Here is a 17,549-nt window from a genome sequence, read left to right on the forward strand (position 1 = left end):
CCTTGGACCTCCTCCGCCAGATGCCGATCGGCCAGTTCGTGGCCGAGGAGGGCGGTGAGGGCGGGCGTGGCAGCTGGCTGCGGCGGCTGGATCCCCGCCTCAAGCTGGCCTGGACCATGGCCTTCCTGGTGACGCCGATCCTGGCCGGCCCGATCTGGCGGGTGGCCCTGGTGGGGCTGCTGCTGCTGATCACCGCGGTGTGCGGCCTGCCCTGGCGGCTGTGGGGCCGCAGCCTGCCGTTGCTGCTGGCCCTGTGTCTGCTGGTGGGGGGGCTGGCGACCCTGTTGCCGGCGGGTGGGGTGGGCGCAGCGGCCCTGCAGCGGCCTCCGGCGGAGGTGCGGCTGCTGCCTGGATCACCCCTGGAGCCACCACCGCAGCGGGCCGGGATGCCCTGGGAGCTGGTGCGCTGGGGGCCGATCAGCCTCGGCCCCGTGAGCCTCGGCCCGCTGGTGATCAACCGCCGCTCCGCCGAGCTGGGTCTCAACGGCGCCACGCTGCTGTTCACCCTGGTGCACAGCGCCAACCTGCTGCTGCTCAGCACCCCACCGGAGGAGCTGGTGTGGTCGTTCGGCTGGCTGCTGGCCCCCCTGGCACGGCTGGGCTGGCCGGTGGAGCGGCTGGGGTTCACCCTGCTGTTGTCGTTGCGCTTCCTGCCGCTGGTGCAGGAGGAACTGCAGAACCTGGTGCGCTCCGTGGCCACCCGGGCCGTGAACCTGCGCCGGCTCGGCTGGCAGCTCTCCCTGGGGCTGGTGCTGGGGGTGGGGGAGAGGCTGCTGGCCAACCTGCTGCTGCGCTCCGAGCAGGGGGCCGAGGCCCTGCTGGCCCGGGGCGGAACCTGGCAGCCGCCCTGGCAGCTGCACCGCCTGGCGCCGCCGGCGCGGGCCGCCAATCTGCTGGTCAGCCTGGGGCTGGGATTGTTCCTGGTCTTACGATGGCGTGTCGGTGCTCTTTAATACCTGCAGATCAGAAGGCTGAGTGACCACCGAGCGCTATCTCAATCACCCCACCTTCGGGATGCTCTACCGAGTGGCGCCAGTGCCCGACGGCAGGGATCTCTACGCCACGCTGTATGCCCAGCGGATCTTCTTTGTGGTGACCCTGCAGCCCAGGGGCGCCAGTTTTGAGGTGGTGCCGTTGATGGATGCCCGTCACTTCGCCGAGCAGAACCTGGCCCGGGTGCGCCGGGATGGCGCTGAGGCCCATGCCCACTGGCGACAGCTCTTTGACCAGACCTTCATCTGAGCCACTGGCCTCTGAGCCTTTGGCGGCGCGGCTCGAGGCGATCACCGCTGCGTTGCCGCCCGGCTGCCGTCTGCTGGCGGTGAGCAAGGGCCATCCGGCCGAGGCCATCCGGGCCGCCGTGGCGGCGGGGCAGCGCAGCTTCGGCGAGAGCCGGCTGCAGGAGGCCAGCGCCAAGCAGGAGGAGCTCGCCGACCTGGCCCCGCTCGACTGGCACTTCATCGGCCGGCTGCAGGCCAACAAGGCCCGGGCGGTACTGCGCCGCTTCGGCACGATTCACTCGGTGGACAGCCTGGCCCTGGCGGAGCGGCTGGCCCGCATCGCCGGCGAGGAATCCCTCAACCCGGCGGTGCTGTTCCAGGTGAAGCTGCGGCCCGACCCCTCCAAGACCGGCTTCAGCCCAGAGGAGCTGCGCGCCGCCTGGCCACGCCTGGCGACGCTGGCGCCGCTGCGGCCGGTGGGGCTGATGACCATCGCCCCGCAGGGCCTCGGCCACGAGGAGCTTCAGGTCCTGTTTCAGGCCTGCGCGGCCCTGGCCACGCAGCTGGGCTTGCCCGAGCGTTCGATGGGCATGAGTGGTGATTGGCACGAAGCGGCGGCGGCGGGCAGCACCTGGGTGCGGATCGGCAGCGCCCTGTTTGGTGTGCGACCGTCCCAACGGCTTGCCATCACTGACGTGGGACGCTATTCAGGTTGAAAGCACCCCAAGAGGTTCGCTCCGTGTCGTTGTTCTCCCGCCTGCGTGCCGTCGTCTCCGGCGATGACTACCTCGAAGGCGATTACGACGAGGACCTCGATTACGACGGTGGCGACGCCCAGGACCCCCCTCCGATCCAGCGCAGCAGCGCCCTGGCGCTCAGCTCCGATTTCAGCTCCGACGACCCCTTTGCCGGCAGCAATGTGATCGGCATGCCGGGGCTCTCCTCCGCGGCGGCAGAGGTGTCGCTGATGGAGCCCCGCAGCTTCGACGAGATGCCCCGGGCGATCCAGGCCCTGCGGGAGCGCAAGACGGTGATCCTCAACCTCACCATGATGGAGCCCGATCAGGCCCAGCGGGCCGTGGATTTCGTGGCCGGCGGCACCTTCGCCATCGACGGCCACCAGGAGCGGGTGGGCGAGAGCATCTTCCTGTTCGCCCCCAGCTGCGTCAGCGTCACCACGGCCAGCGGTGAAGAGGTGTCTGCCCCCACCACCATCTCCCGGGAGCTGGCCCAGGAGCAGGAAGCCGCTCCCTCGCCGGCCTGGGGCCGCCAGGACAGCGCCCTCTAGGGCGTTCGATCACCCCGCTGCCGTTGCACCCGGTGCCGCTTGCTTCCGGTTCCCTGCTCCCCAGCCTCGGCGTGGTGGGATTCGGCACCATGGCGCGTGCCCTGGTGCTCCCCCTGCTGGAGGCAGGGCTGCTGGAGGCCCCGGGCCTGAAGGCGGTGGTGGCCAGCCAGGCTTCCGCCGCCCGCCTGCAGGAGCGCCATGGCCTGGCGGTGGGCACCGATCCGGCGGCGGCCTGGGCGGCACCGGTGCTGCTGCTGGCCGTGAAACCCCAGCAGCTTGAGGCCGTGGCGGCCACGGCTCCGCCCGGGGCCTCGGGGCTGTTGATCTCGGTGCTGGCCGGCGTGAAGCTGGAGCGGCTGCAGCGCCTGTTCCCGAGCTGGCGCTGTGTGCGGGCCGTGCCCAACACCCCCTGCCAGGTGGGCTGTGGGCTCACGGGCCTGGCCCTGGCCCCCGAGCTGGAAGAGCCGGAGCGGGCGTTGGTGCGGCAGTTGTTTGCCCGGGTGGGGGAGGTGCATGAGCTGCCCGAAGTTCAGCTCGATGCCTTCCTGGCCCTCACCTCCTCCGGGCCGGCCTTCGTGGCTCTGGTGGCGGAATCCCTGGCGGATGGGGCCGTGGCCGCCGGCCTGCCCAGGGCCCTGGCCCACCACCTGGCCCAGCGCACCCTGGCGGGCAGCGCCGCCCTGCTGGAGCAGCAGGAGCTCCACCCAGCCCAGCTCAAGGACCTGGTGAGTTCACCGGGCGGCACCACCATCGCCGGCCTGCGCCAGCTGGAGCGCGGCGGGCTGCGCTCAGCCCTGATCGAGGCGGTGCTGGCGGCGGCGCAGCGCAGCCGCGAGCTGGGCTGAGCCCTCAGGAGCCAGCGGGCCTGCTGCCGAGGCGCGGTTCGGTGCCGGCCAGCAGGCGGCCCAGGTTGCTGCGATGGCGCCAGATCACCAGGGCACTGGTGAGCAGGGCCAGCAGCAGGTAGGGCCAGCGCAGACCGGCCCCCTGGCCCTGGAACCAGCCCAGCATCAGCAGCGGCAGGGCCACGGCGGCCAGCACGCTGGAGAGCGACACGATGCGGCTGAGGCTGAGCACGGCGAGAAACACCCCGAAGCTGGCCAGGCCCACCGGCCAGGCCAGGCCGAGCAGCATGCCGAGGGCCGTGGCCACCGCCTTGCCGCCGCGCCAGCCCAGCCACACGGGCCAGCTGTGCCCCGCCAGGGCCGCCAGGCCGCAGGCCACCACCCAGCTGTCGATGGCCCAGGCGGCGGGCCCCAGGGGCTGGCCCAGGGGCTCCAGCACGGCCTTGGCGAGCAGCACCGCCGCCGTGCCCTTGAGCACGTCGATCAGGAACACCGCCAGGGCCGGGCCCTTGCCCACCACCCGCAGCACGTTGGTGGCGCCGGTGGAGCCGGAGCCCTCGCGGCGGATGTCGATGCCCTTCAGCCAGCGAGCGGCCAGGTAGCCACTGGGGAGGGAGCCCAGCAGGTAGCCCGCGAGCAGCAGGGGCAGGGCAAGGGGCAGGGTCATCGGATCGGCAGGGCTGGCTGGGGGAGGGAGAGGCGGCTCAGTAGATCTCTTCGTCGCGCATCAGTTCGCCCGGGCCGGGGGCAAAGGCCAGCCAGAGGGGGAACTGCAGGATCGGGATGTCCACCACCTGCTCAACGGCATCCACCAGGATCAGGGGCAGCTCGCCGCGCTCCTCCAGCCGGTCGGCCCGCTCGATCAGGGCATCGGGGCGCTCGAACAGCACGATGCCGCTGCTGGGGCCGAAGTCTTCGCGGTCGAGTCCCAGGGCCTCCTGGAGGCCGCGGCGCCACTCGCCCAGCCGCTCCGGCTGACTGGCCAGCACCAGGGTCTGGAAGCGATCGCCGTAGAGCTCCCCGAGGATGGCGATCGCGGCGGCGCTCACCAGGGCATTGCGGCCGCGGCTGCCGCCGCTGGGCTGGGCGCCGCGACCGCCCTGATCCAGGAACCAGTTGTCGAGGCTGGCGGCGGCTTCGGCATCGAGGCTGCGGCGCAGTTTCCAGGCGGGCGCGTAGAAATCGGGCTGGCCCTGGAAGCCGGCGAGCTGCTCGCGGATCAGGCCCTCATCGGCGCTGAACTGGCCTGCGGCGGCCACCGCGGGACCGGGCGGCGGGGGGCTGGCCTGGGCCGCCTGCTCGGCGTCGAGAGCCGAGGGGGCCACCAGCAGTTGCTGGGGCACCAGGTCCACCTGTTCGGCGGCCACGGCAAGGTCCTGCAGGGCGCCCACCAGGTAGTCCTGGAAGCCCTTGAGCCGGCGGGCCATCCCATCGGCCTGGCCCGTGACGCTGCTCTGAATCTCGCGGTTGATCTGCTCCTGGCGGCTCTCCAGCTGGTGAATCTCGTCCAGGAGCTGCTGGCGCCGATGACGCAGCTCCTCCAGCGCCAGCTCCTGCCAGGCGGTGCTGGCGGCAGCGGCAGCCGGCTCGCTGGGCGTGGGCTCGCCCGGACCAGGCCCCGGCGGCGTGGCGCCGCTCTCAGGCGCGGCGGTGGTGGTGGGCTCCTCAGGCATCGGACGCGGAGAGATGGCTCAGGTGACGGTCCAGTTGTCGGCGCAGGGCCCCAGCATCGAACAGCAGGGGCAACAGGTGAATGCTGCGCTCCTCCCGGAAATAGAACACCACGGGCAGGCCCGGCCAGTACAGCTTCCAGGCCAGCCAGCTGGCATAGGGAAAGCGGCGCAGCTCGGTGTTCTGGCGCCACACCACCAGGGAGTCGGCCTGAAACTCGAGCCGCAGCAAAGCGGTCTGCAGCAGCAGGAACAGCCCCAGCAGGCCCACCCCCAGGCTCAGCCACAGGGCCCCACCCCAGAGGGGCAGCAGCGCCAGGCAGCCCAGCGCCAGCACCAGCACGCCCCCTGCCACGCCGTAATGGCGCGGCAGGCTCGTGGCTTCGGTCTCTGGAGCTGGGGCCGAGGCCGCAGAAGGGGGAGTCGTCATGGCGGGGTCATCCGAGGCGGGGTTATCCAAAGAGCACTGAGGTGAGCACGCCGTCCATCAGCGCCACCGTGACCAGGATCATCACCACGGCGCCGGTGGTGGTGGTGCCCACCTCCTTGGGGCCGCCCCGGGTGGTGAGGCCCCAGCCGCAGGAAATCACGGCGATCTGCAACCCGAACACAAGGGCCTTCACCAGCATGAAGGGCAGATCCTCCGGCTGCATCCAGGTGCGCACCGAGTTCCAGAACACGCTGGGGGGGATGTTGTACAGCAAGGAACTGCTCACTTGCCCCGACCAGATCCCCACCCCGAAGAACAGCAGGCACTGCACCGGCGCCATCACCACCATGGCCAGAACCCTCGGCACCACCAGGTACTGCACCGGGTCGGTGCGCAGCATGGTGATCGCATCAATCTGCTCGGTCACCTTCATGGTGCCCAGTTGGGCGGCGTAGGCGGTGGCCACCTTGCCGGTGAGCAGGGTGGCGGTGAGAAGGGGCGCAATCTCCCGGGAGAGGCCCAGGGCCAGCAGGCCCCCCACAGCGGCGTTGGCGCCCTGCTTGGAGAGCTCTGCCACCACCTGGATGTTGAAGACGGTGCCGGCGGCCAAAGCCGTGATCATCACGATCAAGAAGCTGCCGGGGCCGGCTTCCAGCAGCTCGTTCATCAGATCGTTGACGCCGATGCGGCCGCGGGCGATGGCGCTGACCGCCTGGCCCCCGATCAGGCCGCTCACCGCCAGCCGCCGCAGCCAACGCGGGGCCCGCAGCCAGCTGGGCAAGCCAGGCGAACGGGTCAACCGCAGGGAACGCACCAGGGCAGAAGCACGGGTCATGGCTGAAGAGGGAGCCGCTCGGGCCAGCGACGCATCACCACCAGCCCCAGCACCACCAGCACCGCTGGGATCAGGCCCATGCAGAGCCGGATCGCCACCAGCGCACTGGCGGGCTGAAGGGCATCGCGCACCGCCTGGTAGCCACTCAGGCTCATCATGTTGCCGAAGAAGAACAGGGCCAGACTGATACAGATCTTCTGGGCCAGCACCATCCAGGCGCTGTACTGGCCGGCCGGTTTTTCAGGATCAGCGTCGATGGCATCCGGTAGGAGCGCCCAGGGGATCAGGTAGGCCGTCGAGGCGCCGAGGCCAGCCACCATGATCGTGGCCAGCAACGCTGCCAGGCGCAGACCGTTGGCCAGGGAGCCCAAGGGGGCGATGCCGGCTTGCATGGCCGGCAACACCATGGCGGAGAGGCAGGCGGCGATCCAGAGCCAGGTGCCCAGATGGAGGGCCCGCAGCCGCCCGGAGCGATGGCACACCGCCGTCCACACCCAGAGGCCCGCCAGGGTGCTCACCATGAAGGGCAGCAGGATCCAGTTGCTCCAGCTCTCCGGCAGACCGATCACCACCGGCAGGTAGATGAGAGCAGCGGTCTGCATGATCTGCAGGGCGCACCACAGCAGCAGGTAGAGGCCCAGAACGCGCAGGAAGCGGCCGTTGGCGCGCACCCGCTTCAGCAGGCGGCGGGTGGTGCCGGCGTGCTGCAGTGGCCGCTGGCAGTGGCGGGCTGCCGGGGCCAGGCCCCAGCCGCACAGCAGGGTGGAGCTGGTGACCAGCAGGCCGGTGAGCACGCCCAGCTGCAGGTAGCTGGCGGGGTTGTGGTGGTCGCGCAGCAGCAGGCCACCGAGCACGATGCCCACCAGGCTGGCGATGATCGAGCCGGTGAAGCGTGAGGAGTTGAGCCGGGTGCGCAGCGACACATCCGTGCTGAGTTCCGCCGCCAGGGCGGCATAGGGCAGGTTCACCCCGGTGTAGAAGCTGTTGGCCAGCATCGAGATCAGCAGGAACACCGCGAACTTCACCCACTGGTTGCCGGGCGGCAGCCACCACATCGCCGCCATCGCCACGCCCAGGGGCACGGCACTGCCGAGGATCCAGGGGATGCGCGGTCCCCAGCGGCTCTGGGTCTTGTCACTGAGCCAGCCCACCACCGGGTCGTTCACCGCATCCCAGAGGCGGCCGATCATCAGCACAAGGCCCGCCATCCAGGAGGGCAGCCCGGCCGCTGCTGTGTAGAAGATGAACAGGTAAAAGCCGATCAGCGAGGCGGCCATGCCGGTGCCGGCGTCGCCCAGGCCGTAGGCCCAGAGCAGGCGCTGACGGGCCGCTCCGCGCAGATCCGCGGCATCCGTGAGGGGCACCGGTGGGGCTGGCGCTTCGCTTGCGGTGGGCGCCAAGGGCTGCAGGGGAGGGGACGCGGAACGCAGGCCATAATGGCGGAGCCCGAAAGGGCCAGAAGCAGTACAGACGTACTGATGCGGGCGTAGTTTAGTGGTAAAACCTCAGCCTTCCAAGCTGATGATGCGGGTTCGATTCCCGCCGCCCGCTTGCTGCTCCACGCCTTGCTGCTCCACGCCTTGGTGATCCGTTCCCTGCCGCGCTGCTGGCTTCTGCTCAGTTCGGTGCTGCTCTGGCCAGCCCTGGCTCCGGTCGCGGCCCGCTCAGGAGAGTCTCCCCTGGGCAAGGCCTCCCCGGCTGAGGCGCCCGCAACTCAGAACAGCCTTCAGGATTCGCTGCGGCAGCGGCAGGCGTTTCCCTTCCAGCCCGACTGCGATGGCAACACCCAGGAGATCGTGGCCTGCCTCTGGCAGCAGCGCAACCAGGCCGATGTGAGCCTGGAGGGCCTGCTGGGCCAGGGAGCCCTGCTCGAGCCATGGCGCTCCAGCCGGCGCCAGGTGTGCGAGCAGACCACCCGCCCGGTGGAGGGCGGCAGCATCGGGCCGATCGTGTGGCTGAGCTGCGAAAACGCGCTCAACGCCACCTTGATCGAGCAGCTCAGCGGGGCGCCGGCGCCCTGAGTTCAGGGCCTTGGTCTCCTGCGGGCTTAGGTCCCAAGGCTTCCAATCAGACCTTGAGGTTGGGGCAGATCACGCTGGCGTTCGGCGCCGGATCGTTCTGCCAGTTCCCCAGCAGACCCCGCAGCTCGGTGCGGAACTGGTGCAACTCCCGCAGGCGTTCGTCCACCAGGTCGATCTGGCGCTGGAGCTGCCGCTGGATGTCGCCACACGGGAGTTGGCCGGCGTCGTGCACCTCCAGACAGCCCTGGATGTCCTCAAGGGTCAGGCCAAGGCTCTTGAGCCGCCGGATGAACTCCAGACGGCGCAGGCTGCTTTCAGCGAACAGCCGGTAGCCCCCCGCACTGCGGCCAACCGCCGGCAGCAGGCCCAGCTCCTCGTAGTAGCGAAGGGTCTTGACCGGCAGCCCGCTGCGTTGCGCCAGGACGCCGATCTTCATGGCCGCAGGATTGTCCATGTCCCGAGGGGGAGGGCCTGCCGGCGGGATCACTGGGGAGGGTGGCGCGACAGTCATTGGGAGAAAACTCTCCATCACAGTGGAGACTCTAGTTGGCCCTGAAGGCTTTTCTGCTGTCTGCCTTTGAGCTCCCGGGCCTATCCGCTCCCTGAAGCCCGTGTCATCCCAGGCGGGCCTTGACTCTCCAGCCAACTGGAGCCCATAGGGTAAAGGCACTGTCACCCGCAGCGCCCCAGCCCTGCCTCCAGCCCCCGCGATGAGCACCCCGTCCGCCAGCCCTCCCTGTTGCCATGCCGAGGATCCAGCCGGCTTGGCCGATGGCATGGAGCGGGAGCTGGCCCGGGAACGCACCGAGCTGCGCCGCAAGGTGAATGTGGCGGTGGTGCTCACCGCACTGGTGATGCTCTCGAGCCTGCCCCACATGCTCGGGGTCCACAGCCTGCCCTTCCTGCCGGGCTGGTTCACCAGCCCCTGGACCCAGCTGATCCTCACCACGCCGGTGCTGTTCTGGTGCGGCCGGGGCTTCTTCAGCGGCGCCGCCTCGGCCTTTCGCCAGCACAGCGCCGACATGAACACCCTGGTGGCGGCCGGCACCGGCATCGCCTGGCTCACCTCGCTGTTCAGCACCGTCTTCCCCCAGCTGCTGATCGCCGAGGGCCTGCCGGCAGACGTCTACTACGAAACCGCCGCTGTGATCCTCACCATGGTGCTGCTGGGCAACCTGATGGAGGCCCGCGCCCGGGGGCAGACCTCCGAGGCGATCCGGCGCCTGCTGCAGCTCCAGCCCCCCACGGCCCGGGTGCTGCGTCACGGCCAGCCGGTGCAGATCCCCGTGTCGCAAGTGGTGGTGGGCGATCTGGTGCAGGTGCGCCCGGGCGAGAAGCTGCCCACCGATGGGGTGGTGAGCGAAGGCAGCTCCTGGGTGGAGGAATCGATGCTCACCGGGGAGCCCACGCCTGTGGCCAAGGCGGCGGGCGATGCGGTGATCGGCGCCTCGATGAACCGCAGCGGCAGCTTCACCTTCCGGGTCAGCCGGGTGGGGACGGGCACGGTGCTGGCCCAGATCGTGGAGCTGGTGCGCCAGGCCCAGAGCTCCCGCACCCAGGTGCAGCGGGTGGCCGATCAGGTGGTGAGCTGGTTCGCGCCGGCGGTGATCGCCCTGGCCATTGCCGCCTATGTGATCTGGTTTCTGGTGAGCGGCAATGCGGTGCTGGCGATGCTCTTTCTGGTGAGCGTGCTGGTGATCGCCTGTCCCTGTGCCCTGGGCCTGGCCACCCCCACCTCGATCATGGTGGCCTCCGGCAAGGGAGCGGAGAACGGCCTGATCTTCCGCAGCGCCGAGGCGCTCGAAACTGCCGGCACGCTCCGCACCATCGTGCTCGACAAGACCGGCACCCTCACCCGCGGCCAGCCGGAGGTGACCCAGTTCGAGCGACTCGACGGTGGCGCGCTGCCGGCTGACACCCTGCTGGCCCTGACGGCCGCACTGGAATCCCGCTCGGAGCATCCCCTGGCCGAGGCGATCGTGGCCTATGCGACAGGCCAGCTGCAGCCGGGCGATCTGCCGGCGGTGACGGCCTTCGAGGCCGTGGCGGGTCGCGGCGTGCAGGGGGTGATCGCCGGCCAGCAGGTGCGGGTCGGCACCCCCCGCTGGCTCCCTGAACTCGGCATCGACACCGCGGCCCTCGAGCCCCTGGTGGAGCGCCTGGAGGCCCTGGCCTGCAGTGTGGCGGCCGTGGAGGTGGACGGGCGGATCGAGGCCTGCTTCGGGGTGGCCGATCCGCTCAAACCCAGTGCCGCGGCAGCGGTGGCGGCGCTGCGGCGGCTGGGTCTTCAGGTGGTGATGCTCAGCGGTGACGCCCGCCGCACCGCCGAGGTGGTGGCCACCCAGGTGGGGATCGAGCGGGTGGTGGCCGAGGTGCGTCCCGCCGACAAGGCCTCGGTGGTGCAACGGCTGCAGGAGCAGGGGGAGGGCCCGGTGGCGATGGTGGGTGACGGCATCAACGACGCCCCCGCCCTGGCCCAGGCCGACGTGGGCCTCGCCATGGGCACCGGCACCGATGTGGCGATCGCCGCCAGCGACGTCACCCTGATCTCCGGCAACCTGGCCGGCGTGCCGGCGGCGATCGAGCTCAGCCGCCACACCATGGCCAACATCCGCCAGAACCTGTTCTTCGCCTTCGCCTACAACGTGGCCGGCATCCCGATCGCCGCCGGTGTGCTGTTCCCCCTCACCGGCTGGCTGCTGAGCCCGATGCTGGCCGGCGCCGCCATGGCCTTCAGCTCCGTGTCGGTTGTGAGCAATGCCCTGCGGCTGCGCCGCTTCCGGCCTGCGCCCCTGCCGAGGGCGGCCTGATGACGCTCCCACCCCTGATGTCGCCCCTGCCTGCCCTAGCCGTCGCCGTCACCGCTGCCACGAGCGCCTCCACCGCCGAGCCGCTCTGGCGCAGCATCGAGCAGCCTGTGCTGCTGAAGGTCCTGGTGGCCGGCGCAGGGGTGGCACTGATCATCTGGGAGCTGTGGTGGTTCCTCGGCCGCCATGGTGGTGGCGTGGCGGCCCACGAGGGGGAGCACGGGCTGCAGGAGATCACCATCACCGTGGACGGCGGCTATGCCCCCTCGCGGATCCGGGTGAAGGCCGGCCAGCCGGTGCGGCTCAGCTTTCACCGGATCGATCCGAGCGGCTGCGTGGCGAAGGTGATCTTCCCCGATTTCCACCAATCCCTCGATCTGCCCCTGGATGCCACCACCTCCGTGGACTTGCCGGCCAAGGCTGCCGGCACCTATCCCTTCCACTGCGGCATGAACATGGTGCGGGGCAGCCTTGAGGTGGAGTGACCCGAGGCGGCGCGGGCCAGGTTGGTCGCGAGCGCTCAGGCGCTGATCTCCAGGGTGCCCATCATGCCCAGCTCCTCGTGATCGAGGATGTGGCAGTGATACACCGTGCGTCCGGCGAAATCATCGAACCGGGTGCGAATCCGCACGGTTTCGCCTGGGCGCAGCAGCACCACATCTCTCCAGGCGCGCCACGGCTCCGGCGTGCCGTTGCGACTGATCACCTGGAAGGGGTTGATGTGCACGTGGAAGGGGTGATCCATCACCCCGTCGTTCACCAGCTCCCACTCCTCTGTGTCACCGAGGCGCACGGAGGTGTCGATACGGCCGTGGTCGAAGCCACGGCCATTGATCAGGAACACCATGCCCATGCCAGGGGCCATGCCGTGGTTGAGCACGAAGCGGCGCCTGCGCACTGGCGCCGGCAGGGGCTCCACCGGCAGCAGGCGCTCGGGCAGCTGCAGGGGCGTCACCGAGCCCGCGTAGTTCAGGGTGGCGATCGGCACCGGAGCCTGCTGCTCAAAGCCTGATCCCATCCTTCCCCTACCCATTCCCATTCCCCTCCCCATTCCCATTCCTCTACCCATGCCCATGCGGCTGCCCATGCCGCCCATCATTCCGCCGGAGCCTCTGGCGTAGGGAAGGTTGAGAAGCCGGTAACGACCACCCTGCCGCTCACCCCGCACCAGCACCTCAGCCCGCTCGCCGGGGGCCAGCAGCAGTTCCGCCAGCTCCACCGGTGCCTCGATGGCACCGCCATCGGTGGCGATCAGGTGGAAGGGATGTTCCTCGAGGGCCAGTCGCCAGAAGCGGGCATTGGAGGCGTTCACGATCCGCAGCCGCAGCAGACCCCCTGAGGGGATCGAAAGCGCCGGGTTCACCTGGCCGTTGACGGTGAGCATCTCACCCTCACGCCCCAGCATCATCCCCATGCCCATCGGGCTGAAGCCCCCTTGCCGGGGAAGGTCCTTGAGGAAGAGCACCTGCTCCTCGGCGGCCTGCACCTCGGCGATCTGATCCAGGGCACCACGCACGATGAGCACCCCTCCGAGGCCGCCGAACACCTGATCGGCCGTGGTGCCGTGGTGGTGGGGGTGGTAATAGAAGGTGCCGGCGGGATGGTCGCCCGGCAGGGTGAAGGCGTAGGTGTGGCTTGCGCCGGGGGCCACGCTCACGAACACGTTGTCAGCACTGCCGCCGGGAGGGATGTGGAGGCCGTGGTAGTGCAGGTTGGTGGGGCGGGACAGGCGGTTGTGCAGCTCGATCCGCACGGCATCGCCGGGTTCGGCCTCTAGCTGGGGCCCAGGCAGCAGGCCGTTGTAGGTGAGGGCCCTGGACGGGCCGCCCGGGATCGCCACAGGGGTGTCCTGGACCACCAGGTCCAGTTCCAGGCGTCCGCCGCTGGAGCGCAGACGGGACGGGGCTGGTACACCCGTGCTGGCTTGGGATCGAACCTGGGCGGGGCGTCCCAGCAGGGCTGAGCCGGCGGCGATGGCGGAAGCACCGCCAGCCATGGCAAGAAAGGAACGGCGACCGAGTTGCCCGCTCATCGCGCCCCGAAGCAGAGATCCGCAGGAAGGGGGTGCAGCAGCAAACGATCGATCGCCTGGCATCCCATGACCCTGCGGCGCTAATGGACTTTTTTCAGCGTATGGTCTCCACAGGGGTGGAGAGTCAAGCGGGGAGCATGCTTCTGCCCGGCCGCTCAGAGGGCAAAGAGCTCGTCGTACTGCGAGTACTCCGGCTTGCGCAATCCCTCCACCGCCAGCATCCGGCGCAGCTCGATGATCTCGGCCCGCTGGGCCACGATCACAGCCCGCGCGAAGCGCCGGATCGTGGGGTTGGTGCTCTTGGCCAGGGCGTCGTGGGCCATGATCAGCGCCCCGCCGTGGTGGTGGATCATCCCCTCGAGAAACCACACCACCCGGTTCTCTCGGGTGGGTCCGGAGCCCATCATCCGCATGCCGTCGATCTGGGCCTGGCTCATACGGGTCAGGCCGGAGAGGCTGTTCGGGTCACCACCTGGCGCCAACGCCACGGGATACACCGGCGCCTGGGGATACCAGGCCTTGCGCCACAGCCCCATGGCGCGGATTTCACTGGCCTGATCACGCCAAATTGTGTTGCCCAAGGCCCCTACGCCGGGCTGGTCGATCCCGAAGACGAATTCACTCATGCGCAGCGCACCGGTGTGGTGCTGCACCATGCCGTCGAGGAAACGCAAGTCGTAGGTGGCGCCGGCGGGGCCCACGTCATGGGCGTGGCCGGTGGTCGTCATGCCTGGCATGCCGTCCATGCCGCGATGACCCTCGTGGGGATCCATCTGGGCCAGGGCCGGGGAGGAGAGCAGCGCAGCCAGAGTCAGCGCAGACACCCCGAACCGAAAAGCGGATCCAGCCATGGGCAACGGGAAGGGAGAAGCAGGCGCTCCCAACGTATGGCCTCCACCTCACTGGAGAGTCAAGGAGCTGTGCGAGGGCATTGGCCCCAGGCCGCATCGTCTGTCACCCAGACGCTCTCTATCGCCAGGGAGTTCCTACCTGATTTCTAGGACCTTCATCAAAGAAACCATAGAGGCCTCAACGCTTGCCCCCAAATCATCACGCATCCAAATGACATCAACGACAGAAGGGTTGAACGATCCACGGAAGGTAAGAGCCTTGATGCGGTTGCTGAATGCGAACTGTTCGAAAATCGCAGAGAGTACGTATGCTTAAAGAGCTCCCCGCCCACGGTCGGGAGAACTCGGGCTTCACCATCCCCTGCTCTCAAGCCCGGAACCATCGCAATCCCTGGGTTCAGGACAGATCAGACACAGACTGTGGAGAACCGGATCGCTGTTCCATGCGCTCTTCGCTCCTCGCTCCTCCGGTGACTCCTACTGCTGCCGCTCCCGCCAGGCAGCGTTACCAGTGTGGCCACAGACAGGCCAGCGAGTGATGCACAGCAAGCGGGTCAATCAGACCATCAGGTCATGGCGCAGCTGTTGTGGTGAGACATGGGGAGGGACCTGCTGAAATCAACAGCCATTCTGCCTGCATCAGGCATTAAGTTTTTGAGATCCATTTCAATCCAACCAAACGGTTCACTCACAACCTGCAGATCTTCTGGCCGGTTGGACGCGCTTCAGACGCAAGGTTTGTAGAATGATCCAAGAGCATAGACTAAAACCAGACATTCAATTAGTCAACAGAGCAGGCCCACCTCGAGTCACGTGCTGTCTGGTTGAAGTTGGGCCTTCAAGCAAGCAAGCTCGTGACTACTCCATTGGACACTTCAGCTCAATCACAGTCAACAGAGTCTGCCAAGAGTCAGCTACTTCAAGCATCCCAACCCCATGATAGTGAGACAATTCAGATCCCCACTGCCAAGCCCCTTAGCAGGCAGCGCCATTGCATCAGCGCCAGAGCTGATTCCTGATCTGCCGCTCCATCTCTCGCGGCTTCTCATCAGTGCTGCAGGCACGAAAGCCTCGTATCACTTCATCGAGCGTATTCCCGCTGCTCATCGGATCATTCTTGTCAGCAACCACCGCAGCTTGCTGGATGTTCCATTGCTCATGGCAGCGCTGAACCGGCCCATAAGATTTGCATGCCACTACTACATGAGCAGGGTTCCAGGACTGAGGGAGATGGTCTCAGCGATGGGGGCGTTCCCTCTCGATGCACCACAACAAAGGCACAAGGACTTTTTCCAGAAGGCCGTCAGTCTGCTGCACGCGAAGGAAGTTGTCGGGATCTTTCCAGAAGGTGCCGAACCGATGGTTCGTTCAGCGACTCCAAATCAAATCAGCTCCTTCCACCGCGGCTTTGCCCACCTCGCCATGCGAGCTGGCGTTGGCGATGTGGCCATCCTGCCAGTGGGCATCGCTTCACTTCAAGAGCAGACAAGCAACCTCGCCCCACTCAGTCTGTTCAAACTGGCTGACCCGTCAGAGCCCTTGTTTGATCGTGGTGGCTGGCACCACAGCGTTCGTTATCAGCATGTACGTGTGCTTGTTGGGCACCCCATCTGGGTCAAAGACAAAGAAAGAGAGGAGTATTCCGGGCGAAGGGCTGGCTCACTTGCACGAGAGATAACCAACATCTGCCAGAATCAGATCATTGAACTGATACGCCAAGGCTACTCGTAACCGGCTCTGTCCTCCATGCCATTCTTCATCAATCCACTGCCTTCCCTCCTTGGCGAGCCTGCCAAGCCATCGCGTCCCCTGTTTATCTATCTGCCAGGGATGGATGGCACTGGAGATCTGTTGCGAACTCAACTTTCCGGGTTGCAAGCCTCATTCGATATCCGATGCCTTTCTATTCCCTCTAATGACATCACTGACTGGGATAGACTTGTTGAACAAGTAGCTCGGTTGATCACCAAGGAGCAGTGCCGGATTCAATCTCGCCCCGTCTATATCTGTGGCGAATCCTTTGGCGGCTGCCTGGCTTTGCGGCTTGCAGCTTCCTTCCCTGACATCTGCCAACATCTGATTCTTGTCAATCCTGCCACATCTGCTTTCCATCAACCGTGGGTCAGCTTAGGAGCATCAATCACACAGCGCTTGACGCCCTCACTGTATCGGTTGTCAACCTTTGGTCTGCTCCCACTTCTGATTCAGCCACAACGAGTCTCCCTGGCTAATCAACAGGCTTTATTGCAGGCCATGCAATCGGTTTCCCCCAGAAGTGCGGCCTGGAGGATTTCCCTGCTTGCCAATTTCGCGGTTGAGTCGCTGCCGTTGGGACGAATCCTGCAGCCCGCTTTACTGCTGGCGTCAGGCGCGGATCGGCTCCTTCCATCTCTTGACGCAGCAGGAAGACTCGCCCGACAACTGCCGAACGCCCGTACCGTGCAGCTTCCAGACAGTGGCCACGCCTGCCTGCTGGAATCCCAGGTGAACCTCGCCAAGCTGTTGAAGTCAACAGATTTCTTTGATCCTTCCAGCCGCGCCCGTCCCCTAAGCATGAGTCACGGTCATTGATATGGCGAGTCCTGACGATCAAGAAAAAACCTCCGGGCTTAGCCCGGAGGTTGACGACCATCTCGTATCCGCGAGGGCAGGGAATCGGCTACGGGGTGCCGATCATCGAGGCTCAAAAGGAGCGAGATCGCTGGGGCGGGAGAGAACGAATCCCACCATCCCGGTCAGGAGGACGACAAGGGCGATGACACTGATGATGGCGGCGGAGTAGTCAGTACCCTTGGCGATCAACCCAGTCCGATCTGGGACAGGATGCCTTGGCCGGTGAGCAACTCGGTGGATAGTCCGATCACGAAGCCGAGCATGGCAAGACGGCCGTTCCAGGTTTCAGCAAAAGCGCTGAAGCCAAAGCGGGCGGAGGAGTCAGACATGCCTGTGGTGCGGTACTCAGACAATCGTAACACAATGTAAAGGGCGTGTCGGGCCATCCGCTGGCATGGACCCATCACCGCCTTCCGTAGCAATCCCATGACCCCATGGCTCAGGCCGTATTGGCCATCGCATCGTCCGGGGCTTGGGTAGGGGGGGGGTGACAGTGGCAGCTTCCTGGAGGTGGCTATGGGTGGCTCAGCGCTGGAGGCTCCGATTGTTTCCCCGGTGGTACGCATCAGACCGGGCAGGAAGGCCACCAACAAAACGAGGGCGGGCAGTCCTGCAAACAGAAGGATGGCGAAGAATTAACCCATGGCAAGCTGGGCAATGGAATTTTCATGTAATATCTCGAACCTCTTTGGGATGTGGATTGGGATGCAACCCTTTACAGGATCTGATTGATAGACAGATCAGCCGTGACGGAGCATGGCGCCCAAGCCAATTTGCTGAAGAATTCCCTGAACGGGTATCATCTCAACCACCAAGCCGCTGTCATAATTCTGGTCGGCCAGGTGAATCCGCGGTTCAATAATACGTGGAGCCAGCAACTAGATGTCTTTGGAACCCCACATTCCGCCGTTTGATTCAGCATGGCTGGTGACAGACG

The 17,549-nt window shown here is 67.0% G+C and carries 19 protein-coding genes and 1 tRNA gene; 11 read left to right on the plus strand and 9 right to left on the minus strand.

Annotated elements, in window-relative coordinates; all coding sequences use genetic code 11:
• The first annotated feature begins 2 nt into the window (after window positions 1–2).
• The 5 genes from CyaNS01_RS11135 to proC are packed head-to-tail and all read left to right on the plus strand — an operon-like array spanning window position 3 to window position 3,353.
• Entirely contained in the window at window positions 3–953 is a 951-nt protein-coding gene (locus tag CyaNS01_RS11135) for an energy-coupling factor transporter transmembrane protein EcfT (RefSeq protein WP_186697134.1), read from the plus strand.
• 22 nt (window positions 954–975) lie between these two features.
• A complete protein-coding gene (locus CyaNS01_RS11140; RefSeq protein ID WP_186697135.1) occupies window positions 976–1,242 on the plus strand; it encodes a PipX family protein in 267 nt (88 codons plus the stop codon).
• On the plus strand, window positions 1,202–1,936 hold the full coding sequence (locus CyaNS01_RS11145; RefSeq protein ID WP_186697136.1) for a YggS family pyridoxal phosphate-dependent enzyme: 735 nt from the start codon (window positions 1,202–1,204) through the stop codon (window positions 1,934–1,936). The genes CyaNS01_RS11140 and CyaNS01_RS11145 overlap by 41 nt, the downstream gene beginning before the upstream one ends.
• 23 nt (window positions 1,937–1,959) lie before the next feature.
• Window positions 1,960–2,508 (plus strand): cell division protein SepF, encoded by a 549-nt coding sequence (locus CyaNS01_RS11150; RefSeq protein WP_186697137.1) that lies wholly within the window; start codon window positions 1,960–1,962, stop codon window positions 2,506–2,508.
• Window positions 2,509–2,540: 32 nt separating this feature from the next.
• Window positions 2,541–3,353, plus strand: a complete 813-nt coding sequence (gene proC, locus CyaNS01_RS11155) for a pyrroline-5-carboxylate reductase (protein ID WP_255460035.1) — start codon at window positions 2,541–2,543, stop codon at window positions 3,351–3,353.
• A 4-nt stretch (window positions 3,354–3,357) separates the two neighbouring features.
• Here the strand turns inward: proC and plsY are convergent, their stop codons facing one another.
• The 5 genes from plsY to CyaNS01_RS11180 all read right to left on the minus strand — a co-directional run bounded on the left by plsY (window position 3,358) and on the right by CyaNS01_RS11180 (window position 7,688).
• The gene (plsY, locus tag CyaNS01_RS11160) at window positions 3,358–4,020 is read right to left on the minus strand and encodes a glycerol-3-phosphate 1-O-acyltransferase PlsY (protein WP_186697138.1); all 663 of its coding nucleotides are present in this window, start codon (window positions 4,018–4,020) and stop codon (window positions 3,358–3,360) included.
• 37 nt (window positions 4,021–4,057) lie between these two features.
• A complete protein-coding gene (locus CyaNS01_RS11165; protein WP_186697139.1) occupies window positions 4,058–5,026 on the minus strand; it encodes a DUF3086 domain-containing protein in 969 nt (322 codons plus the stop codon).
• Complete coding sequence (locus tag CyaNS01_RS11170) at window positions 5,019–5,453, minus strand: DUF3119 family protein (protein ID WP_186697140.1); 435 nt, start codon at window positions 5,451–5,453, stop codon at window positions 5,019–5,021. The genes CyaNS01_RS11165 and CyaNS01_RS11170 overlap by 8 nt, the downstream gene beginning before the upstream one ends.
• A 22-nt stretch (window positions 5,454–5,475) precedes the next feature.
• On the minus strand, window positions 5,476–6,222 hold the full coding sequence (locus CyaNS01_RS11175) for an ABC transporter permease (RefSeq protein WP_186700707.1): 747 nt from the start codon (window positions 6,220–6,222) through the stop codon (window positions 5,476–5,478).
• A 62-nt stretch (window positions 6,223–6,284) separates the two neighbouring features.
• The gene (locus tag CyaNS01_RS11180) at window positions 6,285–7,688 is read right to left on the minus strand and encodes an MFS transporter (RefSeq protein WP_370561513.1); all 1,404 of its coding nucleotides are present in this window, start codon (window positions 7,686–7,688) and stop codon (window positions 6,285–6,287) included.
• A gap of 80 nt (window positions 7,689–7,768) precedes the next feature.
• Here CyaNS01_RS11180 and CyaNS01_RS11185 point away from each other — a divergent pair.
• A tRNA-Gly gene (locus tag CyaNS01_RS11185) sits at window positions 7,769–7,839 on the plus strand.
• Window positions 7,839–8,309, plus strand: coding sequence for a lysozyme inhibitor LprI family protein (locus tag CyaNS01_RS11190; protein WP_186697141.1), 471 nt, complete (start codon window positions 7,839–7,841; stop codon window positions 8,307–8,309). Before CyaNS01_RS11185 ends, CyaNS01_RS11190 begins: the two co-directional genes overlap by 1 nt.
• A gap of 46 nt (window positions 8,310–8,355) precedes the next feature.
• On the opposite strand, the gene CyaNS01_RS11195 is transcribed toward CyaNS01_RS11190, so the two are convergent.
• Entirely contained in the window at window positions 8,356–8,745 is a 390-nt protein-coding gene (locus CyaNS01_RS11195; protein ID WP_186697142.1) for a heavy metal-responsive transcriptional regulator, read from the minus strand.
• A gap of 274 nt (window positions 8,746–9,019) precedes the next feature.
• Between CyaNS01_RS11195 and CyaNS01_RS11200 the strand changes: the two genes are divergently transcribed.
• Window positions 9,020–11,119, plus strand: coding sequence for a copper-translocating P-type ATPase (locus tag CyaNS01_RS11200; protein ID WP_186697143.1), 2,100 nt, complete (start codon window positions 9,020–9,022; stop codon window positions 11,117–11,119).
• Window positions 11,119–11,601 carry a cupredoxin domain-containing protein gene (locus CyaNS01_RS11205; RefSeq protein ID WP_225875654.1) on the plus strand — a complete coding sequence of 161 codons (483 nt, stop codon included), beginning with the start codon at window positions 11,119–11,121 and terminating at the stop codon, window positions 11,599–11,601. Before CyaNS01_RS11200 ends, CyaNS01_RS11205 begins: the two co-directional genes overlap by 1 nt.
• A gap of 35 nt (window positions 11,602–11,636) precedes the next feature.
• Here the strand turns inward: CyaNS01_RS11205 and CyaNS01_RS11210 are convergent, their stop codons facing one another.
• A complete protein-coding gene (locus tag CyaNS01_RS11210) occupies window positions 11,637–13,148 on the minus strand; it encodes a multicopper oxidase family protein (RefSeq protein WP_186697144.1) in 1,512 nt (503 codons plus the stop codon).
• A gap of 155 nt (window positions 13,149–13,303) precedes the next feature.
• The gene (locus CyaNS01_RS11215; protein ID WP_225875947.1) at window positions 13,304–13,921 is read right to left on the minus strand and encodes a DUF305 domain-containing protein; all 618 of its coding nucleotides are present in this window, start codon (window positions 13,919–13,921) and stop codon (window positions 13,304–13,306) included.
• 1,014 nt (window positions 13,922–14,935) lie between these two features.
• Between CyaNS01_RS11215 and CyaNS01_RS11220 the strand changes: the two genes are divergently transcribed.
• Window positions 14,936–15,730: a 1-acyl-sn-glycerol-3-phosphate acyltransferase gene (locus tag CyaNS01_RS11220; protein ID WP_225875655.1), complete on the plus strand. Its 795-nt coding sequence runs from the start codon at window positions 14,936–14,938 to the stop codon at window positions 15,728–15,730.
• 15 nt (window positions 15,731–15,745) lie between these two features.
• Window positions 15,746–16,570, plus strand: a complete 825-nt coding sequence (locus CyaNS01_RS11225; protein ID WP_225875656.1) for an alpha/beta fold hydrolase — start codon at window positions 15,746–15,748, stop codon at window positions 16,568–16,570.
• 227 nt (window positions 16,571–16,797) lie between these two features.
• Here CyaNS01_RS11225 and CyaNS01_RS11230 read toward each other — a convergent pair whose 3' ends face one another.
• Window positions 16,798–16,941: a chlorophyll a/b-binding protein gene (locus tag CyaNS01_RS11230; RefSeq protein WP_186697146.1), complete on the minus strand. Its 144-nt coding sequence runs from the start codon at window positions 16,939–16,941 to the stop codon at window positions 16,798–16,800.
• Window positions 16,942–17,549: the final 608 nt, after the last annotated feature.

It is taken from the genome of Cyanobium sp. NS01 (assembly GCF_014280235.1).
GTDB lineage: Bacteria > Cyanobacteriota > Cyanobacteriia > PCC-6307 > Cyanobiaceae > NIES-981.

Bases quoted from the DNA above. Each gene is read 5' to 3' on its own strand.
- CyaNS01_RS11195 (WP_186697142.1), bottom strand. From the start codon at position 8,745: ATGAAGATCGGCGTCCTGGCGCAACGCAGCGGGCTGCCGGTCAAGACC.
- CyaNS01_RS11225 (WP_225875656.1), top strand. From the start codon at position 15,746: ATGCCATTCTTCATCAATCCACTGCCTTCCCTCCTTGGCGAGCCTGCC.
- CyaNS01_RS11170 (WP_186697140.1), bottom strand. From the start codon at position 5,453: ATGACGACTCCCCCTTCTGCGGCCTCGGCCCCAGCTCCAGAGACCGAA.
- CyaNS01_RS11205 (WP_225875654.1), top strand. From the start codon at position 11,119: ATGACGCTCCCACCCCTGATGTCGCCCCTGCCTGCCCTAGCCGTCGCC.
- CyaNS01_RS11215 (WP_225875947.1), bottom strand. From the start codon at position 13,921: ATGGATCCCCACGAGGGTCATCGCGGCATGGACGGCATGCCAGGCATG.
- CyaNS01_RS11165 (WP_186697139.1), bottom strand. From the start codon at position 5,026: ATGCCTGAGGAGCCCACCACCACCGCCGCGCCTGAGAGCGGCGCCACG.
- CyaNS01_RS11220 (WP_225875655.1), top strand. From the start codon at position 14,936: ATGATAGTGAGACAATTCAGATCCCCACTGCCAAGCCCCTTAGCAGGC.
- CyaNS01_RS11200 (WP_186697143.1), top strand. From the start codon at position 9,020: ATGAGCACCCCGTCCGCCAGCCCTCCCTGTTGCCATGCCGAGGATCCA.
- CyaNS01_RS11145 (WP_186697136.1), top strand. From the start codon at position 1,202: ATGCCCACTGGCGACAGCTCTTTGACCAGACCTTCATCTGAGCCACTG.
- CyaNS01_RS11210 (WP_186697144.1), bottom strand. From the start codon at position 13,148: ATGAGCGGGCAACTCGGTCGCCGTTCCTTTCTTGCCATGGCTGGCGGT.
- CyaNS01_RS11230 (WP_186697146.1), bottom strand. From the start codon at position 16,941: ATGTCTGACTCCTCCGCCCGCTTTGGCTTCAGCGCTTTTGCTGAAACC.
- plsY (WP_186697138.1), bottom strand. From the start codon at position 4,020: ATGACCCTGCCCCTTGCCCTGCCCCTGCTGCTCGCGGGCTACCTGCTG.